At 76.2% G+C, this 26,943-nt stretch carries 27 protein-coding genes and 3 pseudogenes; 11 read left to right on the plus strand and 19 right to left on the minus strand.

The window, feature by feature from the left end; genetic code table 11:
* Window positions 1-131 precede the first annotated feature (131 nt).
* Together LUW75_RS01250 and LUW75_RS01255 are read right to left on the minus strand one after the other, a co-directional pair.
* A complete protein-coding gene (locus tag LUW75_RS01250) occupies window positions 132-296 on the minus strand; it encodes a hypothetical protein (protein WP_250333962.1) in 165 nt (54 codons plus the stop codon).
* Window positions 293-622 carry a hypothetical protein gene (locus LUW75_RS01255; RefSeq protein WP_250333963.1) on the minus strand — a complete coding sequence of 110 codons (330 nt, stop codon included), beginning with the start codon at window positions 620-622 and terminating at the stop codon, window positions 293-295. Before LUW75_RS01255 ends, LUW75_RS01250 begins: the two co-directional genes overlap by 4 nt.
* Window positions 623-1,089: 467 nt before the next feature.
* Between LUW75_RS01255 and LUW75_RS24460 the strand changes: the two are divergent.
* A pseudogene (locus LUW75_RS24460) lies at window positions 1,090-1,797 on the plus strand (SDR family NAD(P)-dependent oxidoreductase); the annotation flags it as partial.
* Between the two features lie 452 nt (window positions 1,798-2,249).
* Here the strand turns inward: LUW75_RS24460 and LUW75_RS01270 are convergent.
* Together LUW75_RS01270 and LUW75_RS01275 are read right to left on the minus strand one after the other, a co-directional pair.
* The gene (locus LUW75_RS01270) at window positions 2,250-3,860 is read right to left on the minus strand and encodes a phytoene desaturase family protein (RefSeq protein WP_250333966.1); all 1,611 of its coding nucleotides are present in this window, start codon (window positions 3,858-3,860) and stop codon (window positions 2,250-2,252) included.
* A gap of 32 nt (window positions 3,861-3,892) precedes the next feature.
* Window positions 3,893-4,342 (minus strand): SRPBCC family protein, encoded by a 450-nt coding sequence (locus LUW75_RS01275; protein ID WP_250333967.1) that lies wholly within the window; start codon window positions 4,340-4,342, stop codon window positions 3,893-3,895.
* 1,831 nt (window positions 4,343-6,173) lie between these two features.
* Here LUW75_RS01275 and LUW75_RS01285 point away from each other — a divergent pair.
* The 3 genes from LUW75_RS01285 to LUW75_RS01295 all read left to right on the plus strand — a co-directional run bounded on the left by LUW75_RS01285 (window position 6,174) and on the right by LUW75_RS01295 (window position 9,253).
* Entirely contained in the window at window positions 6,174-6,410 is a 237-nt protein-coding gene (locus LUW75_RS01285) for a hypothetical protein (protein WP_250333968.1), read from the plus strand.
* A 153-nt stretch (window positions 6,411-6,563) separates the two neighbouring features.
* A complete protein-coding gene (locus LUW75_RS01290; RefSeq protein ID WP_250333969.1) occupies window positions 6,564-8,144 on the plus strand; it encodes an NACHT domain-containing protein in 1,581 nt (526 codons plus the stop codon).
* Window positions 8,141-9,253, plus strand: a complete 1,113-nt coding sequence (locus LUW75_RS01295) for a hypothetical protein (protein ID WP_250333970.1) — start codon at window positions 8,141-8,143, stop codon at window positions 9,251-9,253. Before LUW75_RS01290 ends, LUW75_RS01295 begins: the two co-directional genes overlap by 4 nt.
* Before the next feature lie 383 nt (window positions 9,254-9,636).
* On the opposite strand, the gene LUW75_RS01300 is transcribed toward LUW75_RS01295, so the two are convergent.
* The 3 genes from LUW75_RS01300 to LUW75_RS01310 form a co-directional block, all read right to left on the minus strand.
* Entirely contained in the window at window positions 9,637-10,569 is a 933-nt protein-coding gene (locus tag LUW75_RS01300; protein WP_250333971.1) for a hypothetical protein, read from the minus strand.
* Between the two features lie 417 nt (window positions 10,570-10,986).
* Entirely contained in the window at window positions 10,987-11,871 is an 885-nt protein-coding gene (locus LUW75_RS01305; RefSeq protein ID WP_250333972.1) for a DUF2637 domain-containing protein, read from the minus strand.
* Window positions 11,864-12,100, minus strand: a complete 237-nt coding sequence (locus LUW75_RS01310) for a hypothetical protein (RefSeq protein WP_250333973.1) — start codon at window positions 12,098-12,100, stop codon at window positions 11,864-11,866. Before LUW75_RS01310 ends, LUW75_RS01305 begins: the two co-directional genes overlap by 8 nt.
* A gap of 623 nt (window positions 12,101-12,723) precedes the next feature.
* On the opposite strand from LUW75_RS01310, the gene LUW75_RS01315 reads away from it, so the two are divergent.
* From LUW75_RS01315 to LUW75_RS01335, 4 genes are all read left to right on the plus strand, one after another.
* On the plus strand, window positions 12,724-13,215 hold the full coding sequence (locus LUW75_RS01315; RefSeq protein WP_250333974.1) for a hypothetical protein: 492 nt from the start codon (window positions 12,724-12,726) through the stop codon (window positions 13,213-13,215).
* A gap of 1 nt (window position 13,216) precedes the next feature.
* Complete coding sequence (locus tag LUW75_RS01320) at window positions 13,217-13,663, plus strand: phage holin family protein (RefSeq protein WP_250333975.1); 447 nt, start codon at window positions 13,217-13,219, stop codon at window positions 13,661-13,663.
* Window positions 13,639-14,340 (plus strand): DUF3618 domain-containing protein, encoded by a 702-nt coding sequence (locus LUW75_RS01325; RefSeq protein WP_250333976.1) that lies wholly within the window; start codon window positions 13,639-13,641, stop codon window positions 14,338-14,340. Before LUW75_RS01320 ends, LUW75_RS01325 begins: the two co-directional genes overlap by 25 nt.
* A gap of 254 nt (window positions 14,341-14,594) precedes the next feature.
* The gene (locus LUW75_RS01335) at window positions 14,595-15,047 is read left to right on the plus strand and encodes a VOC family protein (protein WP_250333977.1); all 453 of its coding nucleotides are present in this window, start codon (window positions 14,595-14,597) and stop codon (window positions 15,045-15,047) included.
* A gap of 134 nt (window positions 15,048-15,181) precedes the next feature.
* Here the strand turns inward: LUW75_RS01335 and LUW75_RS01340 are convergent.
* The 4 genes and pseudogenes from LUW75_RS01340 to LUW75_RS01355 all read right to left on the minus strand — a co-directional run.
* Window positions 15,182-15,934 (minus strand): annotated as a pseudogene (locus LUW75_RS01340) (cytochrome c oxidase assembly protein); the annotation flags it as partial.
* Window positions 15,931-16,416, minus strand: a complete 486-nt coding sequence (locus tag LUW75_RS01345) for a DUF2243 domain-containing protein (RefSeq protein WP_250333978.1) — start codon at window positions 16,414-16,416, stop codon at window positions 15,931-15,933. The pseudogene LUW75_RS01340 and the gene LUW75_RS01345, both read right to left, overlap by 4 nt.
* A gap of 121 nt (window positions 16,417-16,537) precedes the next feature.
* A complete protein-coding gene (locus LUW75_RS01350) occupies window positions 16,538-17,128 on the minus strand; it encodes a hemerythrin domain-containing protein (RefSeq protein WP_250333979.1) in 591 nt (196 codons plus the stop codon).
* 9 nt (window positions 17,129-17,137) lie between these two features.
* Window positions 17,138-18,337, minus strand: a complete 1,200-nt coding sequence (locus LUW75_RS01355; RefSeq protein WP_250333980.1) for a hypothetical protein — start codon at window positions 18,335-18,337, stop codon at window positions 17,138-17,140.
* A 285-nt stretch (window positions 18,338-18,622) separates the two neighbouring features.
* On the opposite strand from LUW75_RS01355, the gene LUW75_RS01360 reads away from it, so the two are divergent.
* Window positions 18,623-19,144, plus strand: a complete 522-nt coding sequence (locus tag LUW75_RS01360) for a DUF1360 domain-containing protein (RefSeq protein ID WP_250333981.1) — start codon at window positions 18,623-18,625, stop codon at window positions 19,142-19,144.
* A 252-nt stretch (window positions 19,145-19,396) separates the two neighbouring features.
* Here LUW75_RS01360 and LUW75_RS01365 read toward each other — a convergent pair whose 3' ends face one another.
* From LUW75_RS01365 to LUW75_RS01390, 6 genes and pseudogenes are all read right to left on the minus strand, one after another.
* Window positions 19,397-19,855 (minus strand): SPW repeat domain-containing protein, encoded by a 459-nt coding sequence (locus LUW75_RS01365; RefSeq protein WP_250333982.1) that lies wholly within the window; start codon window positions 19,853-19,855, stop codon window positions 19,397-19,399.
* 35 nt (window positions 19,856-19,890) lie between these two features.
* Window positions 19,891-20,832, minus strand: a complete 942-nt coding sequence (locus tag LUW75_RS01370) for a Rieske (2Fe-2S) protein (RefSeq protein ID WP_250337508.1) — start codon at window positions 20,830-20,832, stop codon at window positions 19,891-19,893.
* A gap of 64 nt (window positions 20,833-20,896) precedes the next feature.
* Entirely contained in the window at window positions 20,897-21,436 is a 540-nt protein-coding gene (locus LUW75_RS01375; protein ID WP_250333983.1) for a hypothetical protein, read from the minus strand.
* 163 nt (window positions 21,437-21,599) lie between these two features.
* Window positions 21,600-22,307: a B3/B4 domain-containing protein gene (locus LUW75_RS01380; protein ID WP_250333984.1), complete on the minus strand. Its 708-nt coding sequence runs from the start codon at window positions 22,305-22,307 to the stop codon at window positions 21,600-21,602.
* 48 nt (window positions 22,308-22,355) lie between these two features.
* Window positions 22,356-23,002: pseudogene (locus LUW75_RS01385) on the minus strand (FMN-binding negative transcriptional regulator).
* 44 nt (window positions 23,003-23,046) lie between these two features.
* Window positions 23,047-23,883 carry an EamA family transporter gene (locus LUW75_RS01390; RefSeq protein WP_250333985.1) on the minus strand — a complete coding sequence of 279 codons (837 nt, stop codon included), beginning with the start codon at window positions 23,881-23,883 and terminating at the stop codon, window positions 23,047-23,049.
* A gap of 117 nt (window positions 23,884-24,000) precedes the next feature.
* Between LUW75_RS01390 and LUW75_RS01395 the strand changes: the two genes are divergently transcribed.
* Together LUW75_RS01395 and trxA are read left to right on the plus strand one after the other, a co-directional pair.
* Complete coding sequence (locus LUW75_RS01395; RefSeq protein ID WP_250333986.1) at window positions 24,001-24,585, plus strand: helix-turn-helix domain-containing protein; 585 nt, start codon at window positions 24,001-24,003, stop codon at window positions 24,583-24,585.
* 293 nt (window positions 24,586-24,878) lie between these two features.
* Complete coding sequence (gene trxA, locus LUW75_RS01400; protein WP_250333987.1) at window positions 24,879-25,271, plus strand: thioredoxin; 393 nt, start codon at window positions 24,879-24,881, stop codon at window positions 25,269-25,271.
* 46 nt (window positions 25,272-25,317) lie between these two features.
* Here trxA and LUW75_RS01405 read toward each other — a convergent pair whose 3' ends face one another.
* Together LUW75_RS01405 and LUW75_RS01410 are read right to left on the minus strand one after the other, a co-directional pair.
* On the minus strand, window positions 25,318-26,502 hold the full coding sequence (locus tag LUW75_RS01405; RefSeq protein WP_250333988.1) for a thiolase family protein: 1,185 nt from the start codon (window positions 26,500-26,502) through the stop codon (window positions 25,318-25,320).
* 143 nt (window positions 26,503-26,645) lie between these two features.
* Entirely contained in the window at window positions 26,646-26,924 is a 279-nt protein-coding gene (locus LUW75_RS01410; RefSeq protein ID WP_250333989.1) for a hypothetical protein, read from the minus strand.
* Window positions 26,925-26,943 lie beyond the last annotated feature (19 nt).

Genomic DNA, 26,943 nt, shown 5'->3' on the forward strand with positions numbered 1-26,943 from the left:
GGCCCGTTCCGCCCCCGGCGCACCCCGAGCGGGTGGCCGGGTCGGGACGGGCCCGGTGCCCGCGCGGGACCGTGCCCCGGCGCACCGGGCCCCGGATCCGCCGCGCTCCGGCCCGGCCGCCCGGGCGGCGGCTACTCCTCGTAGTCCTCGCGCTTGACGCCCGCCTCCTCCATCGCCTCCCGCAGGGAGCGGCCGGTGGCGCCGGGCTGCTCCTCCGGCCGGTCCTCGGTCCCGGTGGACTCGACGACCTCGTCCGTGGTGGTGGTCTTCGGCCGGTTCTCCTCGGGCACGGTCACCTCGATCCCTCCTTCTTCGTCGGATCCTGCGCGTGGGTCGGCGGGTACCCGGACGGCCCGGCACGATGCCCCCCGGCGGGCGGGCCCCCCTCGCCGGACACCGGGCGCACGGCGAACCCTCCGCGGCCGTCGAACCGGACCTCCAGCACGGCGTCGAACCCGTCGGAGCGCGACGGTCTGCGCAGCCGGCCGAACGTGGCGTACAGGCCCGCCTCCGGCACCCGCTCCCGTCCCCGCCGCGCGGCGTTGCGGCGCAGCGAACCCGCCACGTCCGGCGGGAACCAGTAGGCCGTGGCGGTCGCGCCGTGGGAGCGGGCCAGCGCCACCAGGGGCCCCACTCCTCGGGGGACGGATTGGTGTTGTCGACGGCCACCGGCCGGCCGCCAGGGTCTCCTCGGCCAGGGCCGTCTGCCGCCGCTGCCTGTTCCGGGCGCCGCGCGGGAAGAGGTCCTTGCTCACCAGGTCGTACCGGCCTGCGAGGCACCGGCGGTAGAACGTGGACTTGCCGGACGCCTGCAGTCCCACGAGGACCGCCACGTCCGGTGCCGCCTCCCGCTCCCGCATCCGCGCGCCTCCTCCCCGGCCCTCCGCCCGCCGTCCGGCGGGGCCGCACCCCGCCATACCAGCACGGTTCCCGCGGCGGCCGCCACGGGAGCGCCGCCGGGCCGCGGGCGGGCCCGCCCGCGGCCCGGCGGCGGAAGGAGTGGAGCGGGTCCGCACGGGTACTCCGTCCGCGTCCGTGTCACCGTCGAGGAGCGTGCCGGAGGTAACCGTGCGCATCAAGGGCCTGGCCGTGGTCGTCACCGGGGCGTCCAGCGGGATCGGGAGGGCGACCGCGCTGGAGTTCGCGCGGCGCGGTGCCTCGCTGGTGCTCGCCGCGCGCGGGACGGAGGCGCTGGAGGAGGTCGCCCGCGAGTGCCGGGCCCACCGGGGCGCCCGGGCGGTCGTCCAGCCCACCGACGTGGCGGACGAGGCGGCCGTCTCGGAGCTCGCCCGGCGCGCGGTGCGGGAGTACGGGCGGATCGACGCGTGGGTGAACGCGGCGGCGGTCGCCGTGCTCGGCACCGTGGAGGACGTACCGGCCGCCGAGGTGCGCCGCGTGCTCGACGTGAACGTCCTGGGGTGCGTCAACGGGGCGCGGGCGGCGCTGCCGGTGATGCGGCGGCAGGGCGGGGGCGTGCTGATCGACGTGGCGTCGGTGCTGGGCCTGGTCCCGTCGCCGTACAACAGCGCCTACACGATGTCGAAGCACGCGCTGCTGGCGTTCGACGCCTCGCTGCGGCAGGAGCTGCGGCTGGCGGGCGAGCGGGGCCTCCGCGTGTGCACGGTGCTCCCGGGGACCGTCGACACGCCGTTCTTCCACCACCTGGCCAACCGCACCGGCCGCCGGGTGCGGGCCATGCCGCCGGTCTACACGCCGCGCCGCGTGGCCCGGGCGATCGTGGGGGCCGTGCGCAGGCCGCGGCGGGAGGTCTTCGTGGGCGTGTCGACGCGGTCGCTGCGGCTGCTCGCGGCGGCCTTCCCGGGCACGCTGGAGAGGCTGCTGGCGGTGAAGGTCGACCGCACCCTGTTCGTACGGGGACACAGGGCCCCGCGCGACGGGGGGGACCCTCTTCGCCCCGCCGCCGGGGCCGGGCGGCGTGGACGGCGGCTGGCACGGCGCGGCCCGCACCGCGGGGCGGCGCGCCGGCACGGCGGCGGTGGTCGCGGTGGCGGCCGCCGGGGCGCTGCGGCGGGCCGGACGCCGCTGACGGCGGTGTCCGGCCGCGGCGGCCCGAGCGGCCGGACACCGCCGCGGGCCGGTCGGCCGGGGCGGAGGCAGGGGGGGCGTCCGGGGGCAGGGCAACGCGTTCAGGGCACCGGGCGGGCCGGGGCGTTCGGGAACCGGGGACCGGTCGGCGTGTTCGAGGCGGGAGCGGCGCGGCCGGTTCTTCCGGAACCCGGCGGGGACCGTCAGCGGCGGCGGGCCAGGAGCCGCTGCCCCGCCGTGAGCAGCGCCGACGTCGACGCCCCGCCGGTACGCAGCGCCGCCCGCGCCGCGTTGGCGCCGGGCGCGCCGTGCACGCCGCCGCCCGGGTGGGCGGAGGCGGACGCCAGGTACAGGCCCCGCACCGGTGTCTCCGGGCGGCCGGTGCCCGGAGCCGGCCGGAACACCAGTTGCTGGTGGAGCGCGGAGGTGCCGCCGTTGACGGCCCCGCCGTCGAGGTTGGCGTCCATGGCCTCCAGCACGGGCGGGACCAGCACGCGGCGGGCCCGTACCGCCGCGCGGAAGCCGGGCGCGTGCCGCTCGACGACCGCCTCCACGCGGTCCGCCATCCGCTGCCGGTCGTCGTGCGTCCACGCGCCGGTGATGCCGTCCGGGCCCGCGTCGCCCGCGATCGTGCGCGGCACGTGGGTGTAGGCCCACGCCGACTCGGTGCCGGCGGGTGACCGGGACGGGTCGGCAGTGGTCATCTGGCCCATCACCAGGAACGGCCGGTCCGGGACGAGGCGCATGGCGATCTGGGCGGAGAAGCGGGTGAGTTCGTCGACGCCCTCGGCGAGGTGGACGGTCCCGGCGCGGGACGGCCCCTCCGCGGCCCAGGGGACGGGTCGTTCCAGGGCCCAGTCGACCTTCACCGTCGCGAAGTCCCACTGGAAGCGGCGCATGTCGTCGCGGAGCCGGGCGGGCAGGTGGTCCCAGGAGACGAGCCCGCCGTACAGGGCGGGCGCCGACACGTCGGCGAGGACGGCCCGGCCCGCCGCAACGGTCTCCCCGTCGGCGGTGCGGACGCCGCACGCCCGACCGTCGCGCACCGTCACCTCGGTGACGCGCCGTCCGCAGCGGACGGTGCCGCCCCGGTCGGCGAGGCGGCGGACCAGTGCGTCGGTGAGGGCTCCCGCGCCGCCGGCGGGGACGGGGAAGCCGAAGTCCTGGGCGAGCATGCACATCAGCCAGCCGAAGCCGCCGCCGAGGGCCGTCTCGGGCGAGAGGTCGGCGTGCAGGGCGTTCCCGGCGAGCAGCAGCCGCCCGCCCTCCCCGGAGAAGGTCTCCTCCCCCAGCCGCCGTGCGGGCAGCAGGCCCATGCGGACGAGGCGCAGCCCGTCGGCGACGCCCAGCCGGCCGGCGAGCCGCAGCCCCGGCCGCACCGGCGGGAACGGGGTGAACAGGGCGCGCAGCGCGTCGGGGCCGACCCGCTCCCAGAGGTCGTACAGGCGCTGCCAGGCGGCGCCGTCGCCGGGTGCGAAGGACTCCAGTCCGGCGGCGGTGCGCTCCGGGTCGCGCTCGAGGACGGCGCAGCGGCCGTCGAGCAGCGGGTGGGCGACGACGGCCGGGGCGTGGCTCCAGCGCAGGCCCCACTCGTGGAGGTGCAGGGCGCGGACGACCGGGGAGGCCGCGGTGAGCGGGTAGAAGGAGCTGAACAGGTCGCTGACGTGGCCGGGGTCGACGCCGCGGTCGCTGCGCACGGCACCGCCCGGCTCGTCCTGCGCCTCCAGGACCTCCACCGTCCAGCCGCGGTCGGCGAGCAGGTTGGCGGCGACCAGTCCGTTGGGCCCGGCCCCCACGACGACGGCGTCGAGCATGGCGGATTCCTCCCGCGTTCGGCGTCGGCGGATCAGGGGGCGGAGGTGGTGCGCACGCCCTCGACGACCTCCGCGAGACGGCGCAGCATGCGGCGGTGGCGGAGTTGGAGGGCGGCGTCGAAGAGCGTGTTGTGGAGCCGCGCGCCCGGACCCCGCAGGGGGTGCTCGTCGACGACGACGAGGGTGGCCGCGCCCCAGGGGATGACCTCGATGGCGATGCGGGCGGTCCCGGCGGGGCCGCTCTTGGCCTCCAGTTCGAGCCGGTTCGGCGGTTCCAGGCGGCGGACGACGGTGGAGCCCCTGAGCCGGACCGGGCCGACCGCGACGGTGTACTGGAGGGCGGCGCCGACCTCGGGCCACGTACCGTCCAGGGGGCGGGTGTCCTCGGTCCCGACGACCCATTCGGCGTACCTGTCGGGGTCGCTGAGGACTTCCCACACCGCTGACGGCGGGCTCTGTATGAGGTGGTGCCGTACGGCCATGCCGGCTCCTGCGCGGTCGGGTCACCCTCGGGGCGCGGGGTGACGGTCTGCGTCGACGGGACCCCTCACGGGTGACCCGGCGATCGGCTGTCAAACCGGGGGCGCCGGGTCGTTCCTCCCGGGGCCGCGGCCCGGGCGCCCCGGAAGGGGCGCCCAGCGGCCTGCCGGAGGAGGCCGCGGGCCACGTCACCCGCGGAAGAGGCGGGACCCGCGCCCTTGGCAGGGGGCGCGCTCGCGGCGTCCCGGAGAGGGGCGGGACGCCGGAGAGGCGCAACGCCGTGGGCGCTCCGCGGGCCCGCGGTCGTGGGACCCGGTCTGGGGGGCGTCCCGTGCATGACCTCTGATGGACCTGGTGGCCTGTTGGTTTCCGCGCCACCCGGTAAGGGCGGGGTCGTGCAGGCGGGCGGTGCCGAGCACGGTGTGGTGGACGCCGTCGCCTTTCGGGCGGAGACCGGCCCGGACACCCCGGACGGCGGGGCCGGTTGGCGCGGGGTCAGGTTCGTCCGCCGGCGGGCGGCGACCGGGAGCACGCGGTCCCGAAGCGGCGGGTTCCGGGGCCGGCCCCTGCGCACCGGGTCCGCGCCCCCGCGCCGCAGTACGGCGACCAGCTCGCCGAACCGGCGCGGGCTCGGCCCGGTGGACGGGGCCGCCCGGGAGGGCCCCGACGCCGCGGTCGCACCGGACGCGGAAGGACCGTCCCCAGCACCACCGGGTGGGGTTTCCTGCAAGGCCGGTCACACCGGACGCGGAAGGATCGTCCCGTCCATGACCAGCAGTTGCGGCACAACCCCCGGCGGGACTTCGCCGGCCCTCCCGGTGCGGCCCGTTCCCCGGCGCGTCGGGGAGGGACGCACCCGGGGCGAACCGCGTCCGGGCGGGATCGGCGTCGTACGTGGCTGAGGTGTCCGCCCCGGCGTCGCGCGAGGACCGGCGGGACGAGGTGACCGCTGCCTGCGGGGGCCGACGCCGGAGGGCCGCCGCGAGCCGATCCGGGCCGGGGCTTCGGGGCCGCCGGACGGCGGCGGACGGCCCCGGCCCGCCCGGCACGGGACGCCCTCGTCCCGTGCCGGGCGGTGCCCTCGTCCGGCGGGGCTTCGTGAGCCGCCTTCCACCTGTTCCGGCAGGGGGTCCCCCGGGTCGACCGGGGGAGGGGGTGGAGCTGCCGGTGGGCGGGGTGTCAGCCGGGAGCGGCCTGCCCGCCCGGAACTCCGGCTGCCTGTCCCCCCGTCAGGGCCCGGACCGTCCGGTTCGCCCCTGTGGTTCCCGGCCGGGGGACCGGCCGCCCGGCGCCGTGAGCGCGGAACACGGCGGCGGCTCGGACCGGTCCGGTGCCGGTCCCGGCCCGTCCGTGCCGTGGACGGGCCGGAACCCACCCGTGGGCGGGTCCTGCGCCGGCCTCCCCACCGGGCGGCGACCGAAGCGGGCGAGCACCGGTGGACGCTTCCGGCCGCGCTCGTCCCCGGCCTCGCAGGGACCGCACGAGACGCCTCCCGCGCAGCCTCCGTGGTCCCGGAGGGCACGGCGCCGCCGATCGACCGCGTCGCCGTCCACCGCCCCGCCTCCCCGGGCGACCACGGGAGCGCCGACGGCCCCCGCGGTCCGGGGGCGCTGTGGGGGCGGGATTTCCCTGGTAGCGGCCCGTACCGGGGCGCTGTAGCGTGGAGACGAAGGGCGTGCGGGTGACAAGCCCCGCCGTCCCCGCAGATCGCGGATCTGCCGGGGACCGTGCGCGCGGGAGGCCGGGCGGCGCCCCGATACCCGATACCCGCTGCCCCGTGGGATCGTCCGACAGCGGTTCTGTCGCGTTCAGTCATTCGGGCAGGTGAAAACCATGGGCAAAGAATCCTTCTCGATCGAAATAGGCGGTGTCCCGGTGGACCTGCCGACGGAGGAGCGGAGCAGATGGACCGTCAGGGAAATCCTCGGCCTCGCGTCGGAGAACCAGGACTTCGTCATGAAATGTCCTGGCCCCAGCTGCTTCATCGCCCTGCCCAAGGGGGCTGGGATCACCATTCCGTCCGACGACCCGCTGGACATCACACTGAGCGCGCCGGCAAAGGACGGGTAGCGCCGGGGAATCCACGGGCTTCAGCCGGATCACCGCCGTGCGGTCGCGTGGCCGCGCGTGACGCGGTGGGCTCCGGGAGCGGACGGGTGGTCCGACGGACGGCCACGGTGCGGTCCGGTCCGGTGCCTGCGCCGAGAGTTTGACGCTTCCGCTGTGAAAGTCGACAGAAGGTGGTGGCCCTGGCTGGTCGGAACGACCGGCGTGGTGGCCTTCTCCGCGCTGGTCGCCGTCCTGGTCCGGGCCGGCGGCGAGACCGCGGTGGCGGCGCTGAGCATCCTGGTCTCGGCGACGGTCGGCGTGCTCGGCTGGTCCCGCCACCGGGCGCGTCCCGCGGCGCCGGCCAGTGAGGCCGAGCTGGACCAGGCCGCCGAGGCGCTCGCCGCCATGGTGCGCCGTCAGTGGACCGAGGAGGCGGCGGCCCGGGGGCTCCTCGACCCCCATCCGCTCGCCGTCCGCTGGCGCAGCGACCAGACGGCGTCGGGCGATCACGTACGTCTGGTGGGACGCATGCTGTCCGGCCGCAGCGACGACGCCCGCGGGTTCGCCGCCGCCTTCCGCGCCCTTCCCCGCCGCCGGCTGGTCGTACTCGGGGAGCCGGGCGCGGGCAAGACCGCCCTGGCCGTCCTGCTGGTGCGGGAACTCGTGCGGGACGCCTCTCCCGGCGAGCCGGTGCCCGTACTCCTGGACCTGGCACCGTGGAACCCGCAGAAGGAGTCCCTGGGCGACTGGATGGGGCGCCGTATCCGCGAGGACTACCCGGCGCTGCGCAACCACGAGATCTACGGCCGGGACGCCGCCCGCAAACTGGTCGCCGCGGGCCGCGTCCTGCCCGTCCTGGACGGCTTCGACGAACTGTCGCCGGAGCTCCGGCCGTACGCCCTGGCAGCCGTCAACCGCGCGATCGCCGTCCACGAGCCGCTGATCCTCGCCTCCCGTACGGCCGAGTACCGGGCGGCGGTCGAGGTGGGCGACGTCGTCACGGCGGCCGCCTCGGTGGTCGCCCTGCCCGCGCGGGCCGACGACGTGGCGGCGTACCTGGGCAGTGTGGTCGCTCCGCAGCGGGCCTCCGTCTGGCGGCCGGTGACCGACGAGATCACCCGGAACCCCGACGGGCCCCTCGCCCGGGCCCTCTCACTGCCCCTGAACGTCTGGCTGGCCCGGACCGTGTACTCCGCGCCGGACTCCGACCCCGCCGAACTGCTCGGCCACGCCGACGCGGAGAGCGTCAGTCACCACCTGCTGGACAGTCTCGTCCCCGCGGTCTTCGCCGACGAGCCCACCACCGTGGACCCGGCGGGCCCCGACGTACGCCGCACCGCGGCCAACCGCTGGCACGCCGGCGACGCGAAGATGTCACTGGGCTTCCTCGCCAGGCACCTCCGTCGGCAGGGCACGGACGACATCGCCTGGTGGGAGCTGCACCGGGCCCTGCCCCCGAAACCGGTCGGCCCCCTGTCCGGCCCGGTCGTGGGCGCGGCCGTCGGGTTGGGCGCGGGCTGCATGGCGGGGGACTACTTCCACTGGGCGCTGCCGCCGCTCAGCCGGTTCCTGTGCTTCCTGGTCGTCACGCTCGCCACGACCGCGGCCGCCACCACGGCGCTCCGACTCGCCTTCGTCGACCGGGACACCGGCCGCGCGGACCGGCGCGGGAGGGGGTCCTCGCCGAGGTGGTCCGCCGCGTCGGGGTCTGGTGCGCCGTGCTCCTCCCGCTCGCTCCGGCGGTCGGGGCCGTGATCGAACACTGGGCCCGGACAGCGGGATCGATCGACTTCCACTACGAGGTCGGCGTGGCCGCCCACACCTGGCTGAGGGCGGCCCTGTGGTGGCTTGCGGCGATGGCGGTGCTGACCGTCGGAATACTCGGCTGCGCGCTGATCCGGCGGCAGGTCCCGCCGCGTCCGGGCCGGCGGGAACGCCCCGTCCGGCCGGGGAAGATCATCGCCTTCACGGTGCTGTTCTGGGTGGGAGCCGAGACGGCCGGCCAGCTGTGCATGCTCTCCACCCGGCAGGAGACCGGCCGGCCGCTGATGGACCTCGCGCTGCTCGACCCGGGGGCGGACCTGAGCTTCGCCAATCAGCGGGCGGTCTTCCGCGCCGCCCTGTTCCTGCTGATCGTCGGGATCATGGCCTTCCTCGGGTTGGGCGGCAGCACCGACCGCCCGAGCCGGCTGAGCTTCCGGGCCCCCCTTTCGAGTCTGCTGCGGCTGCTGCCCGCGTGCGTCGGCGGGGGGCTGGTGAGCGGCGTGGCCCTGGTCGTGTTCCTGGGCCTGGTGGTGGCGCCCTGGGCGCCCTACGTCACGCTGTGGGAGCGCCTCACGGCCTCCGGGCTCCTGGGGGCGTTCTTCGGCGTCCTGTTCGGCCTGGGCTTGGCGGTGCTGCGCTGGGCGCGGCTGCCGACCGACCTCGAACAGGAGACGCCCCGGTCGACTCTGCGCGGCGAGCGCGTGGTGGCCTACGCCGTCCTGGTGTTCGCCGTGGTTCCGCCCCTGGTCAAATGGACGCTCACCGTGTGGTGGGACCTGGCGGACAGCCGGCACGTGGCGCTGCAGGTGTTCGCGGCGTGGCTGGAGACCCTGGAGGCGAACCTGGCCGTGGGGCTCGCCGCCGGGCTGCTGGCCCTGTCGAACAGCGCCTACTTCCGATACCGGGAGGCCGGCCTGAGGCTTTCCAAGGTCAGCCACCTGCCCCGTCGCCCCCTGCCCTTCCTCGAAGACGCCCGACTGCTGCACGTCCTGCGCCAGGTGGGGCCCGTCTTCCAGTTCGTCCACGCCGACCTCAGGAAACGGATCGCCACCGTCGACGGCCGCGGCGACGGCGCGGGGCTCGAGACCACACCGCCCTGATCACGGGAGTCCGCGGACCCGGGCCGGCACCGCGTCACGGCCCGTCGGCCGCCGGGCGGGGCGCCCGCGGTGCCGGTCGCCCGGAGGGCGCCGGCCGGGCGGTGGCCGGGAGGCTCTCCGGCACGCCGGCCCCCCGGGGCCTCGGAGCCGTGCGGTGCCCCCGGGAGACCGGTGTCCGCTGCGACTCCCCGCCGCGTCCCGCAGGGCCGAGGAGCGGGACGGGCCTCCGCCTTCCCCCGGCGGCCGATCCCCGCTACCGCAGGAGCGGTGCCCGGGGGCGGGAAGGCGTGCGGCGGGCGCCCTCCCCGGTGGAGGCGCCGTGTACGCCGACCGGGCGACGGGGGGCGGAAACGCCGTGCGGTGGTGCGCCGGGACTGGGAGCCTCACCGACTGTCCAGCCGCGCCGCGCCACGGCGGCGCGGGCGACCGGAGAGGAGCACCATACGTGACAGGCACCCCCGCGCGGATCGGCGAGCGGCGCGTCGCGGCCGTCCTGGCCATGGGAGGCGGCCTGATGCTCGGGCCTGCGGCGGCTGCGTGCGCCGCCCCCTCCGGCGGGCCCGGGTCTCCGGCCCTCGCGGCGGCGCCGTCGGGCCGCCCCGGCCCGACGGCGGCAGCCGTACCGCGGAGCGGCGGCGCAACCGCCGCCAGGTCTCGGCGGGGCACGGCCCCTGGGGCCGGTCCTTGAGGAAGTTCCGGTAGGGCACCCGGCGCGGCCGCGAAGCGGTCTCCACCCAGTGGCCCTTGCCGGAGACGGTGTCCCACTCCCCGTTGGGCATGAAGACGTAGCCGGGGCGGCCGTCCTTGTTCTGCGAGGTGATCTGCAGGACGTCGGCGTACCCCGGGCGGCGGTTCAGCACGACGCAGTAGTGGCGCGCCTCCTCGTCGCTGTCCCGGAAGGGCACCGTCGCGAGCCACACCTCCCCCGGCAACGGCCTGCCCCGCTCCCACCGGCGCGCCACCCCGCGGAAGGCCAGGGCGGTGACGCCGGCGGCGAGGCCCTGCAGGGTCCCCGTCAAGGTCGGGTCGTCGGTGCCGACCAGGTCGCGGACCCGCAGCGTCACCACCGCGCACAGCGTCAGCAGCAGTACGGTGCCGGCGGCGAGGGCGGGCGCGCGGCCCGGGCGGCGACGCCCGGCCGACCAGGTCACGGCGAGCGCCGTCACCGCGGAGACCGCCACCAGGACGGCCCACTCCCACGGGGCGGGGTACTGCGGCGGAGACTGAGCCGCCATCAGGTCGGAGACGGTCAGCGGCGCCGCCAGCAGGTTCCCGAGGAACCCGACGGCCAGTACGAGGAACAGGCATCCCCCCACGGTCGCTCCCCTTCGAGTCGGTGGTCACGTCGAGCTCCACGGCCCGCCGGACGGCGGCGGGCGTCGACGGTCCCGGTCCCCCGTCGGCGGCGGGAGCGGGGCGGGGAGGAAGGGGGCGCGGAGCCCCGGCGGGCGGCGGCGTCACCCCCCGCCGTCGTGCCCCGGCCGGTGGTGCGGGGGGGCCGCGGCGGGTGCCGTCAGGCGCTCCCGCGCGGTCGCCCGCGTCCGCCGCCGACACGTCATTCCGCCGCCTCCTGCTCCCGAGTCCCGTGGGGGGACTCTGCCAGAGGCGCGGGCACGGGTACAGCGGTGGAACCGTTTGCGCGGGCGGTGGTTCGGGCGTACGGGGGGCGGGGGCCGGCCTCCCGCGCGGGGCGGTGCCCCTCCCCTCGGCGGCGCGGGGAGGGGCACCGCCCGTCACAGGACGCGGTCGCGGCCCGACGGCTGCCGGGGCAGGTGGGCGGTCCCCGCGAAAGGGGTGACCTGCCCGCCGTGGCGGGCGGCCGGCCGGAGGACGCGGCGGCTGTGCGCGGGTCTGCGGGGCGGCCTGGTCAGCGTGACGAGGCGGACCAGCTGGTGGAAGCAGGCCACGGACGCCGCCGTCGGCAGGGCGGCCGCGGCGGCGTCGACGAAGGTGCGGGGCGCCTGGGCCACGCAGAGCAGCATCGCGGTGAGGGAGAACAGCAGGACGACGACCCAGGAGTGGGTGGCGCGGCGCTGGTGCACGGCGGCCCGCAGGATGGACAGGGACGCCACGAGCCACGGCCCGTACACGAGCAGGGGCCACCAGTCGGCGGCGTGGGCGGGGGTGCGGGGCTCGGCGACGTGGCGCAGCGGGCCGTAGGTGATGGCACCGCCGAAGACGCTCACCACGGGCACGAGTACGGCGGTCACCGCGGCGATCGAGCAGCTGGCCGCGGACACCCAGCCGATGGCGATCCGGCGGGTCCTGCGGTGGCCGGGCCCGGCGGCGCGGGGGACGGGCTCCAGGTCGGCGGGGATCTGCGTCAGACGCGCGAGGGGGGCGTGGTCGGGCGGACGGCCCTCGTCCTCCGGGCGCCGGGCCGGCGGGAGGGTGTTCCGTTCGGCCGCGATGGCGTCCTGGAGCAGGGAGGCCAGCTCCTCCGCCGGGTCCCAGGAGGGGTCCAGCAGGTCGCCGTGCCCGGCGTGTCCGCCGTATCCGGGGAGGTCCGCCTGCGGGAAGGGCGGGACCTCGGGCGGATGCGCCCACGCCTGGGTACCGGTCCGGTCGTGGAAGCCGTAAGGGGTGCCGAAGCCCTCCCCCGCCCCGAAATCACGCATGACCGTGCAGCCCCGCCCGTTTCCCGGTGCCCGCGGCCGCACCGTCCGGTGACAGGTCGGCCTTGGTCCAGGAGCGCGAGAAGTCGCGCTCGATGCGGTCCATCGCGGTGACGAACTCCTCCAGGACGGGAGCGGACCAGGTGAGGGAGACGGCTTCGTCCGTGCTCCAGAGCTTCCCGTGGACGCCGCGGGGAAGGGCCGAGGCGGGGATGAAGACGAAGTCGCCCATGACCACGGGCGTGTGCGCCCAGGCGGGGACTCTGGCGCGACCGGATGTGTGACTGTCGGTGAGCGTTGCTGCCATATCCCCCCTAACGCAACCTCCATCCCCTGGATGCGCGGCATCCGGGTGAGGGCGGCACCCCCTTCGTGTGAACCACGGGCGTCTTATCAGCTCTGCACTCCGGGGGCACACGTCCCGACTCGGACAACCCCCGGCAAATCACCTCGACCGGTTGGCGACCGTGCCCTCGCCGGGTCGCCGCCCCGCCGGGCGGACCTCGGGGGGCTCCTCCGGTTCGCCGCCGTCCGGGGACGTGCGGGCCGCCGCCGGTCCGCCCGGCGGCCCCCGGCGGCCCCTCCCCGGCCCCGGCCCGGACGTCCCGGCGGCCCCTTCCCCGCGCCGCCCGCGGGCGCGGCGAGACGGGAAGCCGGGGCGATCTTTGTTTTGTACCGGCGCCCGGTGGTACCCGCGAGCCCGACACACAATCCGGCGGGCCCCGGTTCCACGGGGGTCCGCAGCTGAAGGAGGAGTGGCTTATGACTGATGCCGGTCGGGTTCGGCAATCGGGCGAGGTCGCGAAGGAACAGGCCTCGGTCACGGCCTCTCAGGCCGGTCAGGCGGGCCGTGAGGTGGTCGGGAGCGCCGCCGAGCAGGCGAAGACGGTCGCCGGTGAGGCCCGCCAGCAGGCGGAGAGCGCCGTCCGCGACCTCCGCCGCCGCGTCCGGGACGAGGGCCGGGGCCAGACGGAGCGGCTCGCCGGCACCGTACGCCAGTGGGCGGACGACCTCGAGGGCATGGCGCAGAGCGCGTCGGGCGACTCCCCCGCACGCAGCGCCGTCGTGCAGGTCGCGAACCGCGGCCGCCGTGCCGCGGACTACCTGGAGCAGCACGGTGTGGACGGTCTGATGGGCGACCTCCAGGGCTTCGCGCGCCGGCGGCCGGGCGCCTTCCTCGGCGGGGCGGTGCTGGCGGGCCTGGTGGCCGGCCGCCTCATGAAGGCCGGCAAGGCCGCGCACTCCGGCGAGAGCGAAGCGCGGCAGGTGCCGGACACCGCGGAACCGGCCCCGCCCGTGGGCGAACCGGTACGCACGGAAATGCAGGAATACCCCCGGGTGGTGTGAGATGGCGACGATTTCCCCTCGTGCGCGGAGCGGCGCGCATCCCCTCTCCTCCGAGGAGCTGCGGCCCGCGCAGGACCGCTCGGCCGGTGAGCTGCTGGCCGCGGTGACCGCGGACGTGCAGCACCTGCTCCGGCAGGAGGTCCGGCTGGCGAAGGCCGAGATCCAGGAGGAGGCCGCGAAGGCGGGGAAGGCCGCCGGGATGTTCGGCGGCGCCGGCTTCGCCGGCTACATGGTGGCCCTGTTCCTGTCGCTGGCGGCCGTGTTCGGGCTGGCCAACGTGATGGACGCCGGCTGGGCCGCACTCATCGTCACCGCCGTGTGGGCGGTGATCGCGGCCGTGCTCTTCGCGCTCGGCCGGTCCCGTATGCGGGAGGTGTCGCCGAAGCCGGAGCGAACGATCGAAACGCTGAAGGAGGACGCACAGTGGGCACGTCACCCGACCAAGTGAGGGCCGACATCGAAGCGACCCGGGACAGGCTGTCGCAGAACGTCGACCGGCTGGCCGACCGGACCAGCCCCAAGCGGATGGTCCGCAGGCGCGCGGACCGGGCGCGCTCGGCGGCATCGGGCCTGCGGGCCCGGGTCATGGGCGTCGCCTCGGACACCGGCAGCGCGGCGGCCGACCGGACGCGCCACATGGCGCGTTCCGCCCAGGGCGGCGCCGAGCACATGGGCGAGGCCGTCAAGCAGGCCCCGGAACAGGCCATGCGGCAGGCACAGGGCAACCCGCTGGCAGCCGGGGTGATCGCGTTCGGCGCCGGGATGCTCGTCGGTTCCCTGCTGCCGGAGACCAAGTCCGAGCAGCAGGCGGTGAACCGGATCTCCGACCGGGCCGGCGAGATGATGGAGCCGGTCAAGGCGGCGGCGGCGGAGTCGGCGCAGCGGCTGAAGGACGAGGCCGCGGAGACCGCCCGGCAGGCCGCCGCGCAGGTCAAGGAGACCGCCGCGGAAGCCGCCCGCACCACCGGCGAGCAGGCGCGTGACCAGGCCTCGCACCTCAAGGAGCAGGTGCGCGAGTCCGGGCAGCAGGTCGCCGACGAGGTCCGCGGCACGGGGTCGGGCACGCCCGGCACGCCCGGCACGCCCGGCGCCCCGGGGATGCCCGGCACCCCGGGCACCGCGTAGGGCCCGCCGCCGCGTGCCGGGCGGGTGCCGCCGGGCCGGCCCGGCCTTCGGACCGGCCCGGCGGCACCGCGTCGCGGCGTGCCGCCGGGGCCCGTACCGCCCCGGTTCCCACGGGTCGCACACCCGTGGGAACCGGGGCGGTCGGCCGTCCGCACGGTGTTCCGTCGGCCGTCGTCCCGGGGCCGGTGCGGGGTCGCGGCGCCGGCCTCCCGGCCGGTTGCGCGGAAGGCCGTGCAGCCCATACGACTTGTCGTATGGCACTGAGTTGGAAACTGGTCGTCGACAGCACACACGCCCCCGGCCTCGCGGACTTCTGGGCCGCGGCCCTGGGGTACGAGGTGGAGGACCCCGGTCCCCTCATCGGGCACCTGCTGGCCGCGGGCCGCATCGGCGAGGAGGCGGTCGCCGAGCACCGCGGCCGCAGGATCTTCCGCGGCTACGCCGCGATCCGCCATCCCGAGGACCCGTTCGACGAGACCAGCGGCGTCGGCCGCGGCCGGCGGATCCTCTTCCAGGAGGTGCCCGAGCGCAAGGCGGGCAAGAACCGCCTGCACCTCGACGTCCACAGCGAACCCGGCGGCCTCGACGGCCTGGTGTCCCGGCTGGAGGGGCTGGGGGCGGTCCGGGTCCGGGAGGTGGACGAGGGGCCGGCCGGGCACTGGTGGGTCATGCGGGACCCCGAGGGCAACGAGTTCTGCGTGGCGTAGCATCCCGCCCCGGGGCGGCCCCGGGGCGGGATGCTACGCCCCCGCTCCCCGGCCACCGGTTCGAGACGGCCGGGGGCGGGGGCGGCGCGGGTGCCGGGTCTGCGCAGGGCGCGGCCCCGGCGCGTGTACCACTCGGCCGCGAGTACGGCGGCGAGGGCGAGTTCGACCAGGTCGCCGCCGTAGTACATGAGCTGGGCACCGGTGTGCAGGTCGGAGGCGGCGAAGTCGGTGCCGGGCGGGGGTGCGGCGTAGAGCGTCTTGGCGAGCACGGCGTGGACGGCGCCGGCGGCGAGCAGGGTGGCGCCCCGCACGGCCAGGCCCCACCGGTGGCGTACGGGGTCGACCCGGCAGACCGAGAAGGCGAAGAGCAGCCCCGCGGCCAGCAGGTGGAACTGCACGGCGGCGTCCAGCAGCGGCCGGTGGTGGGCGGCGGCCAGGAGCGGCGAGCGGTGCAGCAGCCACAGGCCGCCCATGTCCAGCGCCGCCGCCACGGGCGGGAAGACCAGCCACGAGGCGGGTCGGCAGTGCGCCACGGCCAGCAGGCCGCGCCGCACGCGTCCGGGCGGCAGGGAGCGCAGGACCAGGGTCAGGGGCCGTCCGAGGACCACGAGGACGGGGGCGGCCATGGCCGTGACGACGTGGTGCGCCATGTGCGCGGTGAAGGGGCCGCCCGGGAGCGGTGCCGTCATCGCGTGGGCGATGGCCGTGCAGCCGACGACGAAGGACGCGTCGCGCCGCTGGGGCCAGGCGTCGCCGCGTCCGCGCAGGCGGAGGGCGGCCAGGAGGTACGCGGCGGCCGCCGCCAGCGCGGCCGCCGCGACGATCTGGCCGAAGCCCCCGGTCGTGTGGCCCGCGGCGTTCGGGAGGACACCGGCGTCCGGGGTCACCCGTCCGCCCGCCGGTCGTCCGTACGGCGGCGGGCCCGCAGGGCCAGGGCGGTTCCCAGGAGGAGCAGCAGGACCCCGGCGGTGTTCCAGGCCCAGTCGTAGGGGGTGAGGTCCACTCCGTAGCGGATCTGGTGCAGGCGCAGCAGCTTGTGGTCGACGACGCCGTCGAAGACCTGGAAGGCCCCGAGACCGAGGAGGAACCCGGCTCCGGCGTGGGCCGGGGACAGGGCGCGCAGCCGGCGCAGGTCCGCGTAGAGGACCGCGCCGACGGCCAGGGCGCAGATCTCGGCGGTGTGCAGGAGCCCGTCGGACAGGAGGCCGACACCGGGTGTGGAGCGGTCGTAGAAGTGGTGCCAGTGGAGGATCTGGTGGAAGACGATCTCGTCGAGCGCGGCCATCAGGGCGGCGCCGATCAGTGCGAAGACCCCCAGGGAGCGCCGTGGCCGGGGGGCGGTGCGGGGCGGGGCGGCTCCGTTCGCCATGGTGTGGTCCTCTTCTCCTCTCTCCGCGGCTGCGTGTCTCTTCGCGCCTCTCCCCCGGTGGTGGCACCGGAGGGGCCGGGGCGCGTCCCGCCTCCGCGACACGCGCCGGCCTCCTTCCCGGTCAGCCGCCCATGGCCGAGCGCACGGCGTCCCTGGTGCGGTCCATCAGCGCGGCGACCGGCCCCAGCAGCACGTTGGCCGTGCCGGACTCGACGCCCGGGTGGGGGCGGGTCGGGGCCATCGCCTCGGCCGCCTTGACGCCGCGGGCCATCATCGCGAGCCTGCCGGCGTCGCCGCTGCGCCGGATGTGGGCGAACTCGTAGCGCTCCTCGGCGCGGGCGTGCTCCTGGACCGCCGTCCGCAGCTCCAGCAGCCTCGCCGCGAAGTCCGGGGAGTCCGGGTCCATGTCCTCCAGGGAGGCCAGGACCTCCTTGGCCCCGCGCTCCTCGGCGAGCCGTTCCTCCACGACCCCGTCGCCGCCGGGCACGTTGCGGCGCGCGAAGGGGTGTACGACCTCCTCCTCCGCCGTCTCGTGCACGGCCAGGAGGCGCACCAGGCGGTGGAAGGCGTCCCGCCGCTCGTCGCCCGTGGCGTTCTCCACCTCGTCGAAGAGGTTGCGGATGTCGCCGTGCTGCCGCATCAGCAGCGACACGACGTCGTCGTTCCCGGCGTTGTCGTCCCCGGCCTGCGGGGTGGGCGCGGTCTTCTCCATCACCGGTCCTCACTTCTCCCGCAGCGCCGGGTCGGGGTGCTCGCCCTCGGTCTCCAGCCGGTACTCCCGGCCGAACATCTCCCGGTGGTCGGCCATGACCCGGTCGCTGGGCGGTTCCTCGCCTCCGTGGAGCCGCGCCTGCATCGCCTCGAACCGCTCGTGGGCCTCGCGCACGTACCCGGCGCCCAGGGTGGTGAGGTCGATCTGCGTGGCCAGCAGGTCGCGCACGTACGCCTTGTTCGGCTCGAAGGTGAGCACGTTCGGCAGCTCGGGGGCCAGCACCTCCGCCGGTTCCCGGCCGTCGTGGCGGCGCATCAGGTCGCAGGCGGCGTGCAGGTGCTCCAGCTCCATGTTGAGGTGGAGCTCCCAGACCGCCTTGACCTTGGGGTCGCTCTCCTGCTCCATGAAGGAGTGGTAGAGGTAGCACTCGTTGTACTCGTGGTTGACGAGCCGCTCCCACCAGGTCTCCCCCGGGTCGACGAGGGACTCGTAGTGGGTGACGTGCTCCTCCTCGACGAGGCCGATCTCCTGGTAGAGCTGCCGGGCGATCGGCTCCATGTAGGTGGGGCCGGTGTTCATGTAGAAGTTCATCGTCTGCTGCTCCGCCGACATGATCGTCAGCGCGTGCAGCTTCGACAGCGGGTTCGTCTCGTTCTTGGCGTACGGGTCGCGGACGTTGTCGACCGGGTCGCGGTGGTGGAACCGGGTGGGGCGGCCGGGCATGACCTCGGTCAGCCCGTCGACGATCGTCTCCGCCTTGCGGTGCTCGATCATCTCGTAGAGGTTCGCGTACCGGTACAGGTGGTCGAAGTCCTCCAGTACGCCGAACTGGTACGCCTGCTTCAGGTACGGGTCCGGTTCCATCCTCGCCACCCAGGCGGTCAGGTCGACCGCGACCTGCTCGTAGGCGATCGTCGTCTCCAGTACCGACGACACGCCCGGGAGGAGCCAGTTGACCGCCTTCTGCTGCTGCGCCTCGACGTAGCGGACCTGTGCGAGCTGCCGCTTGATCTCGGGGTCCACCGTGTTGCGCGCCATCTGGTGGCTGAAGAGGATCGCCTCGACCTCGATGCCGTTCATGGTGATGATCCGGCATCGGGTGTACGGGTCGCAGTGGTCCGGGTCGATCGGAGCCACGTCGAGCTCCCGCCAGCTGCGGACCTGGCGGTCCAGCGGGATGCCGCGCTGCTCCAGGGGGTTGAACGTCATGGGCGCTTCCTTCGCGGGTGCGGGATCACGGCAGGGGCCGGGTACCCGGGATGCGCGACCTGTGAGGGAGAACGGCGCGATCCGCATGGGTATGGCCGATTTCTTTCCATCCCTACCGTGGCGGGTCCCGATCCACCAGCGCGGTGGTCCGGGTGGCCCACCCGGCGCCGCGGCCCCGCCCGCCCGGCGGCCGTCCGCCCCGGTGGGCGGCGGGCCGAGGGTTCGCGCGGGCGCGTGAGGGCACCCGTGCCAGGGCCACTGACGCGCGAGGAGCGGGGAAACGGGATGTCGGAGCTGATCACACGTATCGCCGGGCGGCTGCGCCACGCCTACGCCCGCGAGGAGGACCCCACTTCGGTGGGTGGGCACGCCGCGGCGCTCGCCGCATTCGCCGGCTACACGGCGGCGTGGTCGGCGGCCGTGCGGGCGCGGGGGCTCCCGCTGCCCGCACGGCCGGAGCCGTGGGACCTGGCGCTGACGTCGGTGGCGACCTTCCGGTTGAGCCGGCTGGTGAGCAAGGGCGCGGTGACGCGCCCGCTGCGGGCGCCCTTCACGGACTACCGGGGACCGCAGGCCCCCGCCGAGGTGCACGAGGAGCCCCGCGGCGGCGCCTCGCACACGGTGGGGGAACTGGTGTCGTGCCCCTTCTGCCTGAGCGTCTGGACCGTCACCACCCTGACCGCCGCCGGGCTGCTGTGGCCGCGGGCCACGCGTACGGTCACGGGCGCGCTCACCGCCCTCGCCGGGGCGGACGTCCTCCAGCTGGCCTACAGCGCGCTGACCGAGAAGGTCACCGGCGGTGAGTGAGAGGGGCGGGTCGCGGCCCCACGGGCTGCGGCTTCCGGCATGAGCCGTCGCCCCCGGCGCTCGCCGCCCCGGCCGCGGCCCACGGGCTTCGCCCGGCGGTGGGGGCCGGCCCGGCGGGCCCCCGGTTCTGCGTCCCCGCCCGGTCCTGGCGCGGCGCCCCGGCCCCGTCCCGGCGCCGGGACACTGCCCGGGCGGTGTCCCGGCGCCGGAAGGCCGCGCCGGGACGCCGCCGGACCCGTCCGGGGGGCCGCCTCACCCCCTGCGGTGCCGTCCGCTCCCGGCGCCGTCCCGCGCGGCGGCCCGGTACAGCAGGAGCGAGACGATCGACAGGAGGATCAGGACGCTCCCCGCGGCCACGTCGAACACATGGGCGCCGTCGGCGAAGACCACGGTGTTGCGCAGCCCCAGCAGCCACGGCGAGGCGACCAGCCAGGCGCCGGCGACCAGCACCGTCAGATCCGCCCACCTGCCCAGGTGCCACTTGAAGCGGGCCATCGCCACGAGCAGCACGACCAGGCCGACGGCCAGCTCGTTGCGGTGGGCGTCCTTGGCGGTGTCGGGCTCCCCGGTGATCCAGGGGGCGACGAACAGCGCGACGGCCGTGAGCACCAGCAACAGGCTGAGGATCTGGTCCCGCAGCCCTTCCCTCAGTACCCGTCGTTCCTCGGGCGCCATGGACCCGTTCGTTCCCGGCATCGTTCTGGCGGCCATGTCCTCCGCTCCTCTCCTCGCTTCGGCGCGCGGCCTCACGCCGCTTCGCCGGTGTCGTCGCCGGCCCCGGCGAGGTGCCGGAGGCGTACCTCCAGGCGCTCGCCGACGACGCGGCTGTCGAAGGACGGCTGGGGCGCCGTCGCGGGCCCGCGCACGTTCCAGCCGTCGGCCAGCCGGAACACGCTGCCGTGCCAGGGGCAGCGCACGCACCCGTCCGCGATCTCCCCCTCCGACAGCGGCCCGGCCATGTGGCTGCACCGGTCGGCCAGCACGTGGAAGGCGCCGCCCTCCTCGCGGACCACCATGACCGCCACCTCGCCGACGCGGCGCCGCACCGCGTGCCCCACCGGGAACTCCCCGACGTCCCCCACCGCGTGCCAGCCCGGCTCGACCAGGTGCGGGACGTGCTCGGCGTGGTTGGCGCCGGACGCCTGGCGGTAGGCGAGGTGGCCGCCGAGCGCACCGCCGGCGAAGACCGCGGTCAGCCCCGCGAACCCCAGCGCCTTGCCCCGCCGGACGCACCCGCGGCGCCTGGCGGTGTACGAGGCCGTGTACAGGGCGACGGCGGTGACGTTGGCCGCCGCGTGCACCAGTCCCACCCGCTGCTGCTCCCTCGGCAGCTCGGCCCAGTCGACCCAGCCGGCCAGCGCCGCCGGCCCCGCCGCGGCCAGTCCCGTGGCGACGAGGGTCCGCGCTCCGCGGCGCCGGCCGGGCAGCACGTCGAGCAGTGCCGCCGACAGCCACGTGCCGATGGGCACCTGCACCAGCAGCGGGTGCACGGGGTGCCCGAGCCAGCGCCCGTGCAGCGCGTCCCTGCCGGCTCCCAGGGGGAGCGCCCGGACCGCCGCCCGGACCCCGCCGATCAGCCGGTCCGCCCCGGACCACCGCTCCAGCCGGTCCACGCCCCGCAGGACGCGGCCGGGTCCCTCGGTCGACGGGAGAAGCCGCCGCGCGGCCCGTGCCGCGCGATAACGCATCAGTGATCGCTCCATGCCGCAGCGAGTAGCCCACCGCGGGGCGGGGAAACGCCGGGCGCGCGGCTCATCGGCCGCGCGCCCGGGAGGCCTCGCGGGGGAGCGGGCCGACGTCGGAGTGGCGCCCGGGGCGGAGGGCGGCGTGGCGCTGTCCGGGGCCGGGGCCGTCGGCGGACGCCAGCACGTCGGCGACGATCCCCGTCGCGAAGGCGTAGACGGCCTTGTGCACCAGGTCGACCACCAGCTCCTTGCGGGGCCAGGTCTGCGGCGGGGCGCCGACGCCGGTGGCGTTCTCCAGGATCTGGTCGTTGGTGAGGCGGACCACGGCGAACTTCGCCGAGGACACCGGGCCGCGCAGGCCCGCCTGGGCCATCACCGAGCGCAGGACGCCCAGCGCCGCGGCCTGGCCGAAGTGCATGGCCCAGTTCACGGGCAGCGGCTGCTTGCCGGGCCGCTCGGCCATGCCGGTGAGGCGTTCCAGTACGCGGGCGGGGACGTGGGAGTCGGGCCGGCCCGTGAGGCCCTGCTCGATCTTCTCGCCCAGCGTCATCACGACGCCGCCCACCGCCCCGGCCACCAGCCCTTGCCATAGAGCGCGTTTCATCATGGGGCGCCGGGTACCCGGCGCGGCGCGGTTCACCCGCCCGCGCCGTCCGGCCGCTCCGGGGCCGGACGCCGGGGCGCGTGGCCGCGCCGGGTGCCGCCCGCGCTCGCCCCGGCGTGCCGGGGGCACCGCTGCGGCGTTGCGCCCGGGGCCGGGTGAGGGTGTCTCAGACGGCGGTCCGGGGGCGCGCCGGGTCGAGGTGGTGCACGGCGGTGTCCTCCGCGTGCGGGGCGAGCAGGCGCCTCAGCTCGTCCGCGGCGGTGTCGAGGAGACGGCCGTCGCGGGCGGCGTGCAGGGTTTCGAGGAGGAAGACGACGCGGGTGGAGTCCTCGGTGACGCGGGTGCGGTGGGCGTCGCGGTGGTTCCAGTGGCGGGTCAGGACGCCGGCGCCGTCCGCGTAGACGATCTCGCCGGGCCCGGGCCTCTCGACGGTGCCGGGTTCGCCGAGCGGGGTGAAGGGCTCGGTGCCGTCCGCGTGGCGGATGGCGACGTCGCCCTCGACCCGGTCCAGGTCGAAGGCGCCGGCGGACAGGCCGTGGCGGACGGAGACGGCGTTGTAGGAGTCGACGGCCGGGTTGACGCGCGGCAGCGCCCCCTTCTTCGCGAGGCGGCGGCCGAGAGCGTCGACGCTGGGGCGGACGCGGCGGGGGTTGGTGCCGAAGGAGCGGTAGGCGGTGTGCCACGCCTCGATGCGGGGGTCGGCCTCGTCGGCGGGGTGCCAGGTGCCGTCGGCGAGCCGCCGCTCCAGCTCCTCCACGGCGGCGGTGGTGCGGGGCCAGGCTTCGCGGCCGCGCAGACCGGTGGCGGTGACCAGGGCGACGAGGGTGCCGGGAAAGGCGTCCGCGACGGTGGGGGCGAGGAGGAATTCGGTCATGTGCGGGGGCTTCCGTTTCCTGCGGGAGTGCGTCCGGGCGGGGCGGGGTCAGGGCTTCCAGGGGCCGACGCGGTCCAGGCGGCGGCGCTGCCGGAGCGCGGCGGGGGCGTCGAGGCCCCGGCCCCGGGCGGTGAGGCGGTCGGCGACGGCGGCGCGGTGCTCGACGGGCTTGTGGTCGTCGTACGTGAACTTGGCCCGCACCTCGGCGACCTCCAGGCGCAGGCCGCGGATGCCGGGCAGCATCCGGCCGTAGGGGGCCGGTCGGCGACCGTGGGGGCGTGGTCGCCGTCGGGCTGAAAGTGGGCGAGCTGGCGGCGCAGCGGCTCGGCCTTGGCCTCGGGGTCGTCGACGATGTGCGCGCGGCAGGTGAACTGGACGGCCGCGTAGTAGCTCGTGGGGACGCCGTCGGCCGGCGGGGTGCCGGGCGCCGCGCGCCAGGGGCCGGGGACGAAGGCGTAATCGCCGAGGACCGTGAAGAGGACGTTCGGGTCGTTCTCGAGCGCCTCCCAGACCGGGTTGGGGCGGGCGAGGTGGACCAGGAGCCGGTCGCCGTCGGGGGTGAAGTGCGTGGGGACGGCGACGGGCGGGCGGCCGGGCAGGCCGTTGGCGCTGAGGGTCCCGAAGTCGTGGCCCTCGGCGATCCAGGTCCGCCACTCGGCTTCGTCCAGGCCGGCGTCCCAGGGCTGGATGAACATGCGGTTCTCCTTGCGGAAGGTGTGCGGTGGGGCGGTGGGGCCGCTCAGGCCAGGGCGAGGAGGCCGACGGCGACGGCGGCGGCGCCCAGGCCGGCGAGCTGGCCGCGGTGGATCCGTTCGGCGAGCAGGACCCGGGCGAGCAGGACGGTGCCGGCCGGGTAGAGGGCGGTGATCACGGCGACGACGGCGAGGTCGCCGCCGCGGGCGGCGAGCAGGAACAGCAGGTTCGCCACCGAGTCCAGCGCCCCCGCGGCGGCGGACATCGCGTACGCGGGCCGCTCGGGACCCAGCCTGCGGTACATCGTCCCCGCCGCGGCGAGGGTGACGGCCGAGGAGACCGCCCGGCCCACGATCAGCGGGGCCACCCCGCTGTCGGACGGCGCCTGGTGGAGGAAGACCAGCTGGAGGGCGATGGCGGTGCCCGCACCGAAGGCCAGCAGCAGCGCCGTACGCGACGGACGCGCCGCCCCGGCCCCGTGCCCGGCGCTGACCAGCACCACCGCGGCCAGCGCGAGCGGCAGCCCCGCCAGTGCGGCCGCGGTCAGGCGCTCGCCCTGCAGCAGGCCCGCCCCCGCCGGCAACATGGCGGACACCAGCGCGGTCACCGGCGACAGCACGTTCATCGGGCCGATCGCCAGGGTGCGGTAGAGCAGGGCGAACGCGGCGGCCGAGGCGACTCCGGAGGCGGCGCCCCAGACGAGGGCGCCGGTGCCGAAGGAGGCGCCGAGGAGCGGCCACAGCACCAGCTCGACCACGAGGGAGGCCGGGGCCGCGATCATCACGGTGCGCAGCACATGGGCCCTGCGGGCGCCCAGGCCCCCCAGGAAGTCGGCGCACCCGTAGGCGAGCGAGCTGCCCAGGGCCAGCAGCAGAGCGATCACGGCACATCCCTTAGCATTCAGTGGAACGACCGAACCGTACAACAAAACGACCGGACGCCGTCAACCGCACGACCCGGCGGTGCATCCGGGCGGTCCTGCCGTGAGGATGGTGATCAGGTGGCCGAGACAGCCGCAGCCCTGCGGACGGTCGCGCACAACGTCCGGGCGGCCCGCGTCCGCGCGGGCCTCTCCCTGGAGGAGCTCAGCCGTCGCGCCCAGGTCAGCAAGGGCGCCCTGGTGGGGCTGGAGAAGGCCCAGGGCAACCCCAACCTGGCCACCCTGGTCCGGCTGGCCGACACCCTCGGCGTCCCGGTGTCCGCCCTGATGCAGGGGCCGCCCGAGGGCCGCGTGCGCGTCGTGGCCGCCGACGCCGTGGCGCCCCTGTGGTCCGGGGAGCGGGGCGGCGAGGCCCGGCTCGTGCTGACGACCTCGGGACCGGCTCCCGTCGAGGTCTGGCGCTGGCGGCTGGAGCCGGGCGAGGAGTACCCCAGCCACCCCCACCAGGCCGGGGTGGTGGAGACCGTCAGCGTCGTCTCCGGCCGGATGGTCCTGGTCGTCGACGGCGCCGAGCACCCCGTCGAAGCCGGCCAGACCGCCACCTTCGACGGCGACGCCCCCCACACCTACCGCGGCGCGGGCGACGGGACCTGCCGTCTGATCATGACGGTCCACCTGCCGCCGGGCCCCGCCTCCGCGGGCTGACCGGCGCCGCGCACGCGGGGTGCGGTGCCGGTCAGCCCGCCGGAACGCCGTGGGGCCGGCCGCACCGGCGGACCGGGCACCGCCGCCGGTCCGCGCCCCGCCCCGCGAGCTGTTCCCGCCGGCCCGCGGAGGCCACGGCGCTCCGCGCGACGGCCCGTGCGGGGTCACCGGAGAGGGCCGGCGGGCGGCCCGGCGGACCATCCGCGCGGCACCGCCCCGGAGGGGCAGGGGAATAGCGACGGCCCCGGGCTCCGTTGTGCGGGGCACCGACGGACCCCGGAGAGGCGGACGGCATGAGCACGATCGAACTGACCAAGGAGAACTTCGACCAGGTGGTGTCGGACAACGACTTCGTCCTGATCGACTTCTGGGCGTCGTGGTGCGGTCCCTGCCTCCGGTTCGCCCCCGTCTACGAGAAGGCGTCGGAGCGCCATCCCGACCTGGTGTTCGCCAAGGTCGACACGGAGGCGGAGCAGGAGCTCGCCGCCGCCTTCGACATCCAGTCGATCCCGACCCTGATGGTGGTCCGGGAGAACGTCGCCGTGTTCGCCCAGCCCGGCGCGCTGCCCGAGGCCGTCCTGGAGGACGTCATCGGGCAGGCGCGCGGACTGGACATGGACGCCGTGCGGAAGGCGATCGACGAGGCCGGGGCGGACGGCGACGGGACGGGCGCCGGCGGGCGCTGACCCCGGCGGCGCCCCGGCGGGGCGGGTGCGGCGGGGCCCGCCGCACTCACCGCTCCAGGACCACCGCGATGCCCTGCCCCACCCCGATGCACAGCGCCGCCACACCCGTGCCCGAACCCGCCGCCGCCAGCTGGTGGGCGACCGAGCCCGCCAGGCGGGCGCCGGACGCGCCGAGCGGGTGGCCGACGGCGATGGCGCCGCCGCGCGGGTTGACGATCTGCGGATCCAGTTCCGGCCACTCGGCCAGGCAGCCGAGCACCTGCGCCGCGAACGCCTCGTTCAGCTCCATGAGGGCCAGGTCCGCGAAGGTGCGGCCCGCCCGGCCCAGGGCCCGCTGGACCGCCTCCACCGGGCCGAGTCCGAACAGCTGCGGCTCGATGCCCGTCACCGCCGAGGCGCGGATCCGCGCGAGCGGCTCGCGGCCGCAGGCGCGCAGCCCCTCCTCGTCGACGAGGAGGAGGGCCGCCGCGCCGTCGTTGAGCGGCGAGGAGTTGCCGGCGGTCACCCTTCCGTCCTTGCGGAACGACGGCTTCAGCTTGGCCAGGGCCTCCATGGAGGTCGTGTCCCGGATGCACTCGTCGCGGACCGGGTCCACGCCCTCGTAGGGGGCGATCTCACCGTCGAAGAGGCCGTCGGCCCACGCCCGGGCGGCCTTGCGGTGGCTGGCGAGCGCGTAGGCGTCCTGCTGCTCGCGGCTGATGGCGTGCTTGTCGGCGATCTGCTCGGCGCTCTCGCCCAGCGGCACGGTCCACTCGTCCGGCAGCCTCGGGTTGACCATGCGCCAGCCGAGCGTCGTCGAGTACAGCTGCTGGTGCCCGGCGGGGAACGCCCGCTCGGGCTTCGGAAGCACCCAGGGCGCGCGCGACATCGACTCGACGCCGCCCGCCAGGACGACCGAGGCGTCGCCCAGGGCGATGGCGCGGGCCGCCTGCACGACCGCTTCGAGGCCGGAGCCGCACAGGCGGTTGACGGTCACGCCGGGGACCGTGACGGGCAGGCCGGCCAGCAGGACCGCCATGCGGGCCACGTCGCGGTTGTCCTCGCCCGCGCCGTTCGCGTCGCCGAAGTAGACGTCGTCGATCCGCGCCGGGTCGAGGTCCGGCGTCCGGTCGACCAGCGCCCGCACGACGTGCGCGGCGAGGTCGTCGGGGCGTACGGAGGAGAGGGCACCGCCGGCCTTGCCGATCGGTGTGCGGACGGCGTCGACGATGTAGACGTCGCGGATGCTCATCGGGGCTCTCCCACAGCCTGGTGCGCGCGTGCGGCTCCGCACGCGCGCATATGTACGGTGAACATGTATTCACCATCGATGGGCCGAGTCTCCGGCGCCGGGACGACCGGTGTCAACGGCCGCCCGCCGGCCCGGGGCCGCCCTCAGTCCCCGCGCGGCTCGGCGACCCGTGCCGACAGGCCGTAGTCCAGCTCCGCCCCGTCCACCAGGAGCGCCTCGACGGTACGGGTCTCCGGGTCGATGTCCGCGATCACGCCTCCGCCGGCGTACCGGGGGTAGCCGGAGGCGCCCGTCTCGCCGGTGGCGTCCACCACGGCCGAGCGGACGGCCACCTCCGCCAGGTGCGCGGCGTCGCGCCCCTCCGCGTGCTCGGGCACGATCAGGACCTCCAGGCGCCGCGGGTGTCGCCGGTGTGTGTTCATGGTCGTGACGTTAGGGGAC

Origin of the sequence: Streptomyces sp. MRC013 (genome assembly GCF_023614235.1) — a bacterium.
GTDB lineage: Bacteria > Actinomycetota > Actinomycetes > Streptomycetales > Streptomycetaceae > Streptomyces.

What these genes read in the sequence shown, in the direction of transcription:
- LUW75_RS01275 (WP_250333967.1), bottom strand. Translation starts at nt 4,342, where the DNA reads ATGGCCGTACGGCACCACCTCATACAGAGCCCGCCGTCAGCGGTGTGG.
- LUW75_RS01355 (WP_250333980.1), bottom strand. Translation starts at nt 18,337, where the DNA reads ATGACGTTCAACCCCCTGGAGCAGCGCGGCATCCCGCTGGACCGCCAG.
- LUW75_RS01405 (WP_250333988.1), bottom strand. Translation starts at nt 26,502, where the DNA reads ATGAGCATCCGCGACGTCTACATCGTCGACGCCGTCCGCACACCGATC.
- trxA (WP_250333987.1), top strand. Translation starts at nt 24,879, where the DNA reads ATGAGCACGATCGAACTGACCAAGGAGAACTTCGACCAGGTGGTGTCG.
- LUW75_RS01350 (WP_250333979.1), bottom strand. Translation starts at nt 17,128, where the DNA reads ATGGAGAAGACCGCGCCCACCCCGCAGGCCGGGGACGACAACGCCGGG.
- LUW75_RS01360 (WP_250333981.1), top strand. Translation starts at nt 18,623, where the DNA reads ATGTCGGAGCTGATCACACGTATCGCCGGGCGGCTGCGCCACGCCTAC.
- LUW75_RS01365 (WP_250333982.1), bottom strand. Translation starts at nt 19,855, where the DNA reads ATGGCCGCCAGAACGATGCCGGGAACGAACGGGTCCATGGCGCCCGAG.
- LUW75_RS01345 (WP_250333978.1), bottom strand. Translation starts at nt 16,416, where the DNA reads ATGGCGAACGGAGCCGCCCCGCCCCGCACCGCCCCCCGGCCACGGCGC.
- LUW75_RS01270 (WP_250333966.1), bottom strand. Translation starts at nt 3,860, where the DNA reads ATGCTCGACGCCGTCGTCGTGGGGGCCGGGCCCAACGGACTGGTCGCC.
- LUW75_RS01375 (WP_250333983.1), bottom strand. Translation starts at nt 21,436, where the DNA reads ATGATGAAACGCGCTCTATGGCAAGGGCTGGTGGCCGGGGCGGTGGGC.
- LUW75_RS01310 (WP_250333973.1), bottom strand. Translation starts at nt 12,100, where the DNA reads ATGGGCGACTTCGTCTTCATCCCCGCCTCGGCCCTTCCCCGCGGCGTC.
- LUW75_RS01380 (WP_250333984.1), bottom strand. Translation starts at nt 22,307, where the DNA reads ATGACCGAATTCCTCCTCGCCCCCACCGTCGCGGACGCCTTTCCCGGC.
- LUW75_RS01305 (WP_250333972.1), bottom strand. Translation starts at nt 11,871, where the DNA reads ATGCGTGATTTCGGGGCGGGGGAGGGCTTCGGCACCCCTTACGGCTTC.
- LUW75_RS01410 (WP_250333989.1), bottom strand. Translation starts at nt 26,924, where the DNA reads ATGAACACACACCGGCGACACCCGCGGCGCCTGGAGGTCCTGATCGTG.
- LUW75_RS01320 (WP_250333975.1), top strand. Translation starts at nt 13,217, where the DNA reads ATGGCGACGATTTCCCCTCGTGCGCGGAGCGGCGCGCATCCCCTCTCC.
- LUW75_RS01285 (WP_250333968.1), top strand. Translation starts at nt 6,174, where the DNA reads ATGGGCAAAGAATCCTTCTCGATCGAAATAGGCGGTGTCCCGGTGGAC.
- LUW75_RS01370 (WP_250337508.1), bottom strand. Translation starts at nt 20,832, where the DNA reads ATGCGTTATCGCGCGGCACGGGCCGCGCGGCGGCTTCTCCCGTCGACC.
- LUW75_RS01335 (WP_250333977.1), top strand. Translation starts at nt 14,595, where the DNA reads ATGGCACTGAGTTGGAAACTGGTCGTCGACAGCACACACGCCCCCGGC.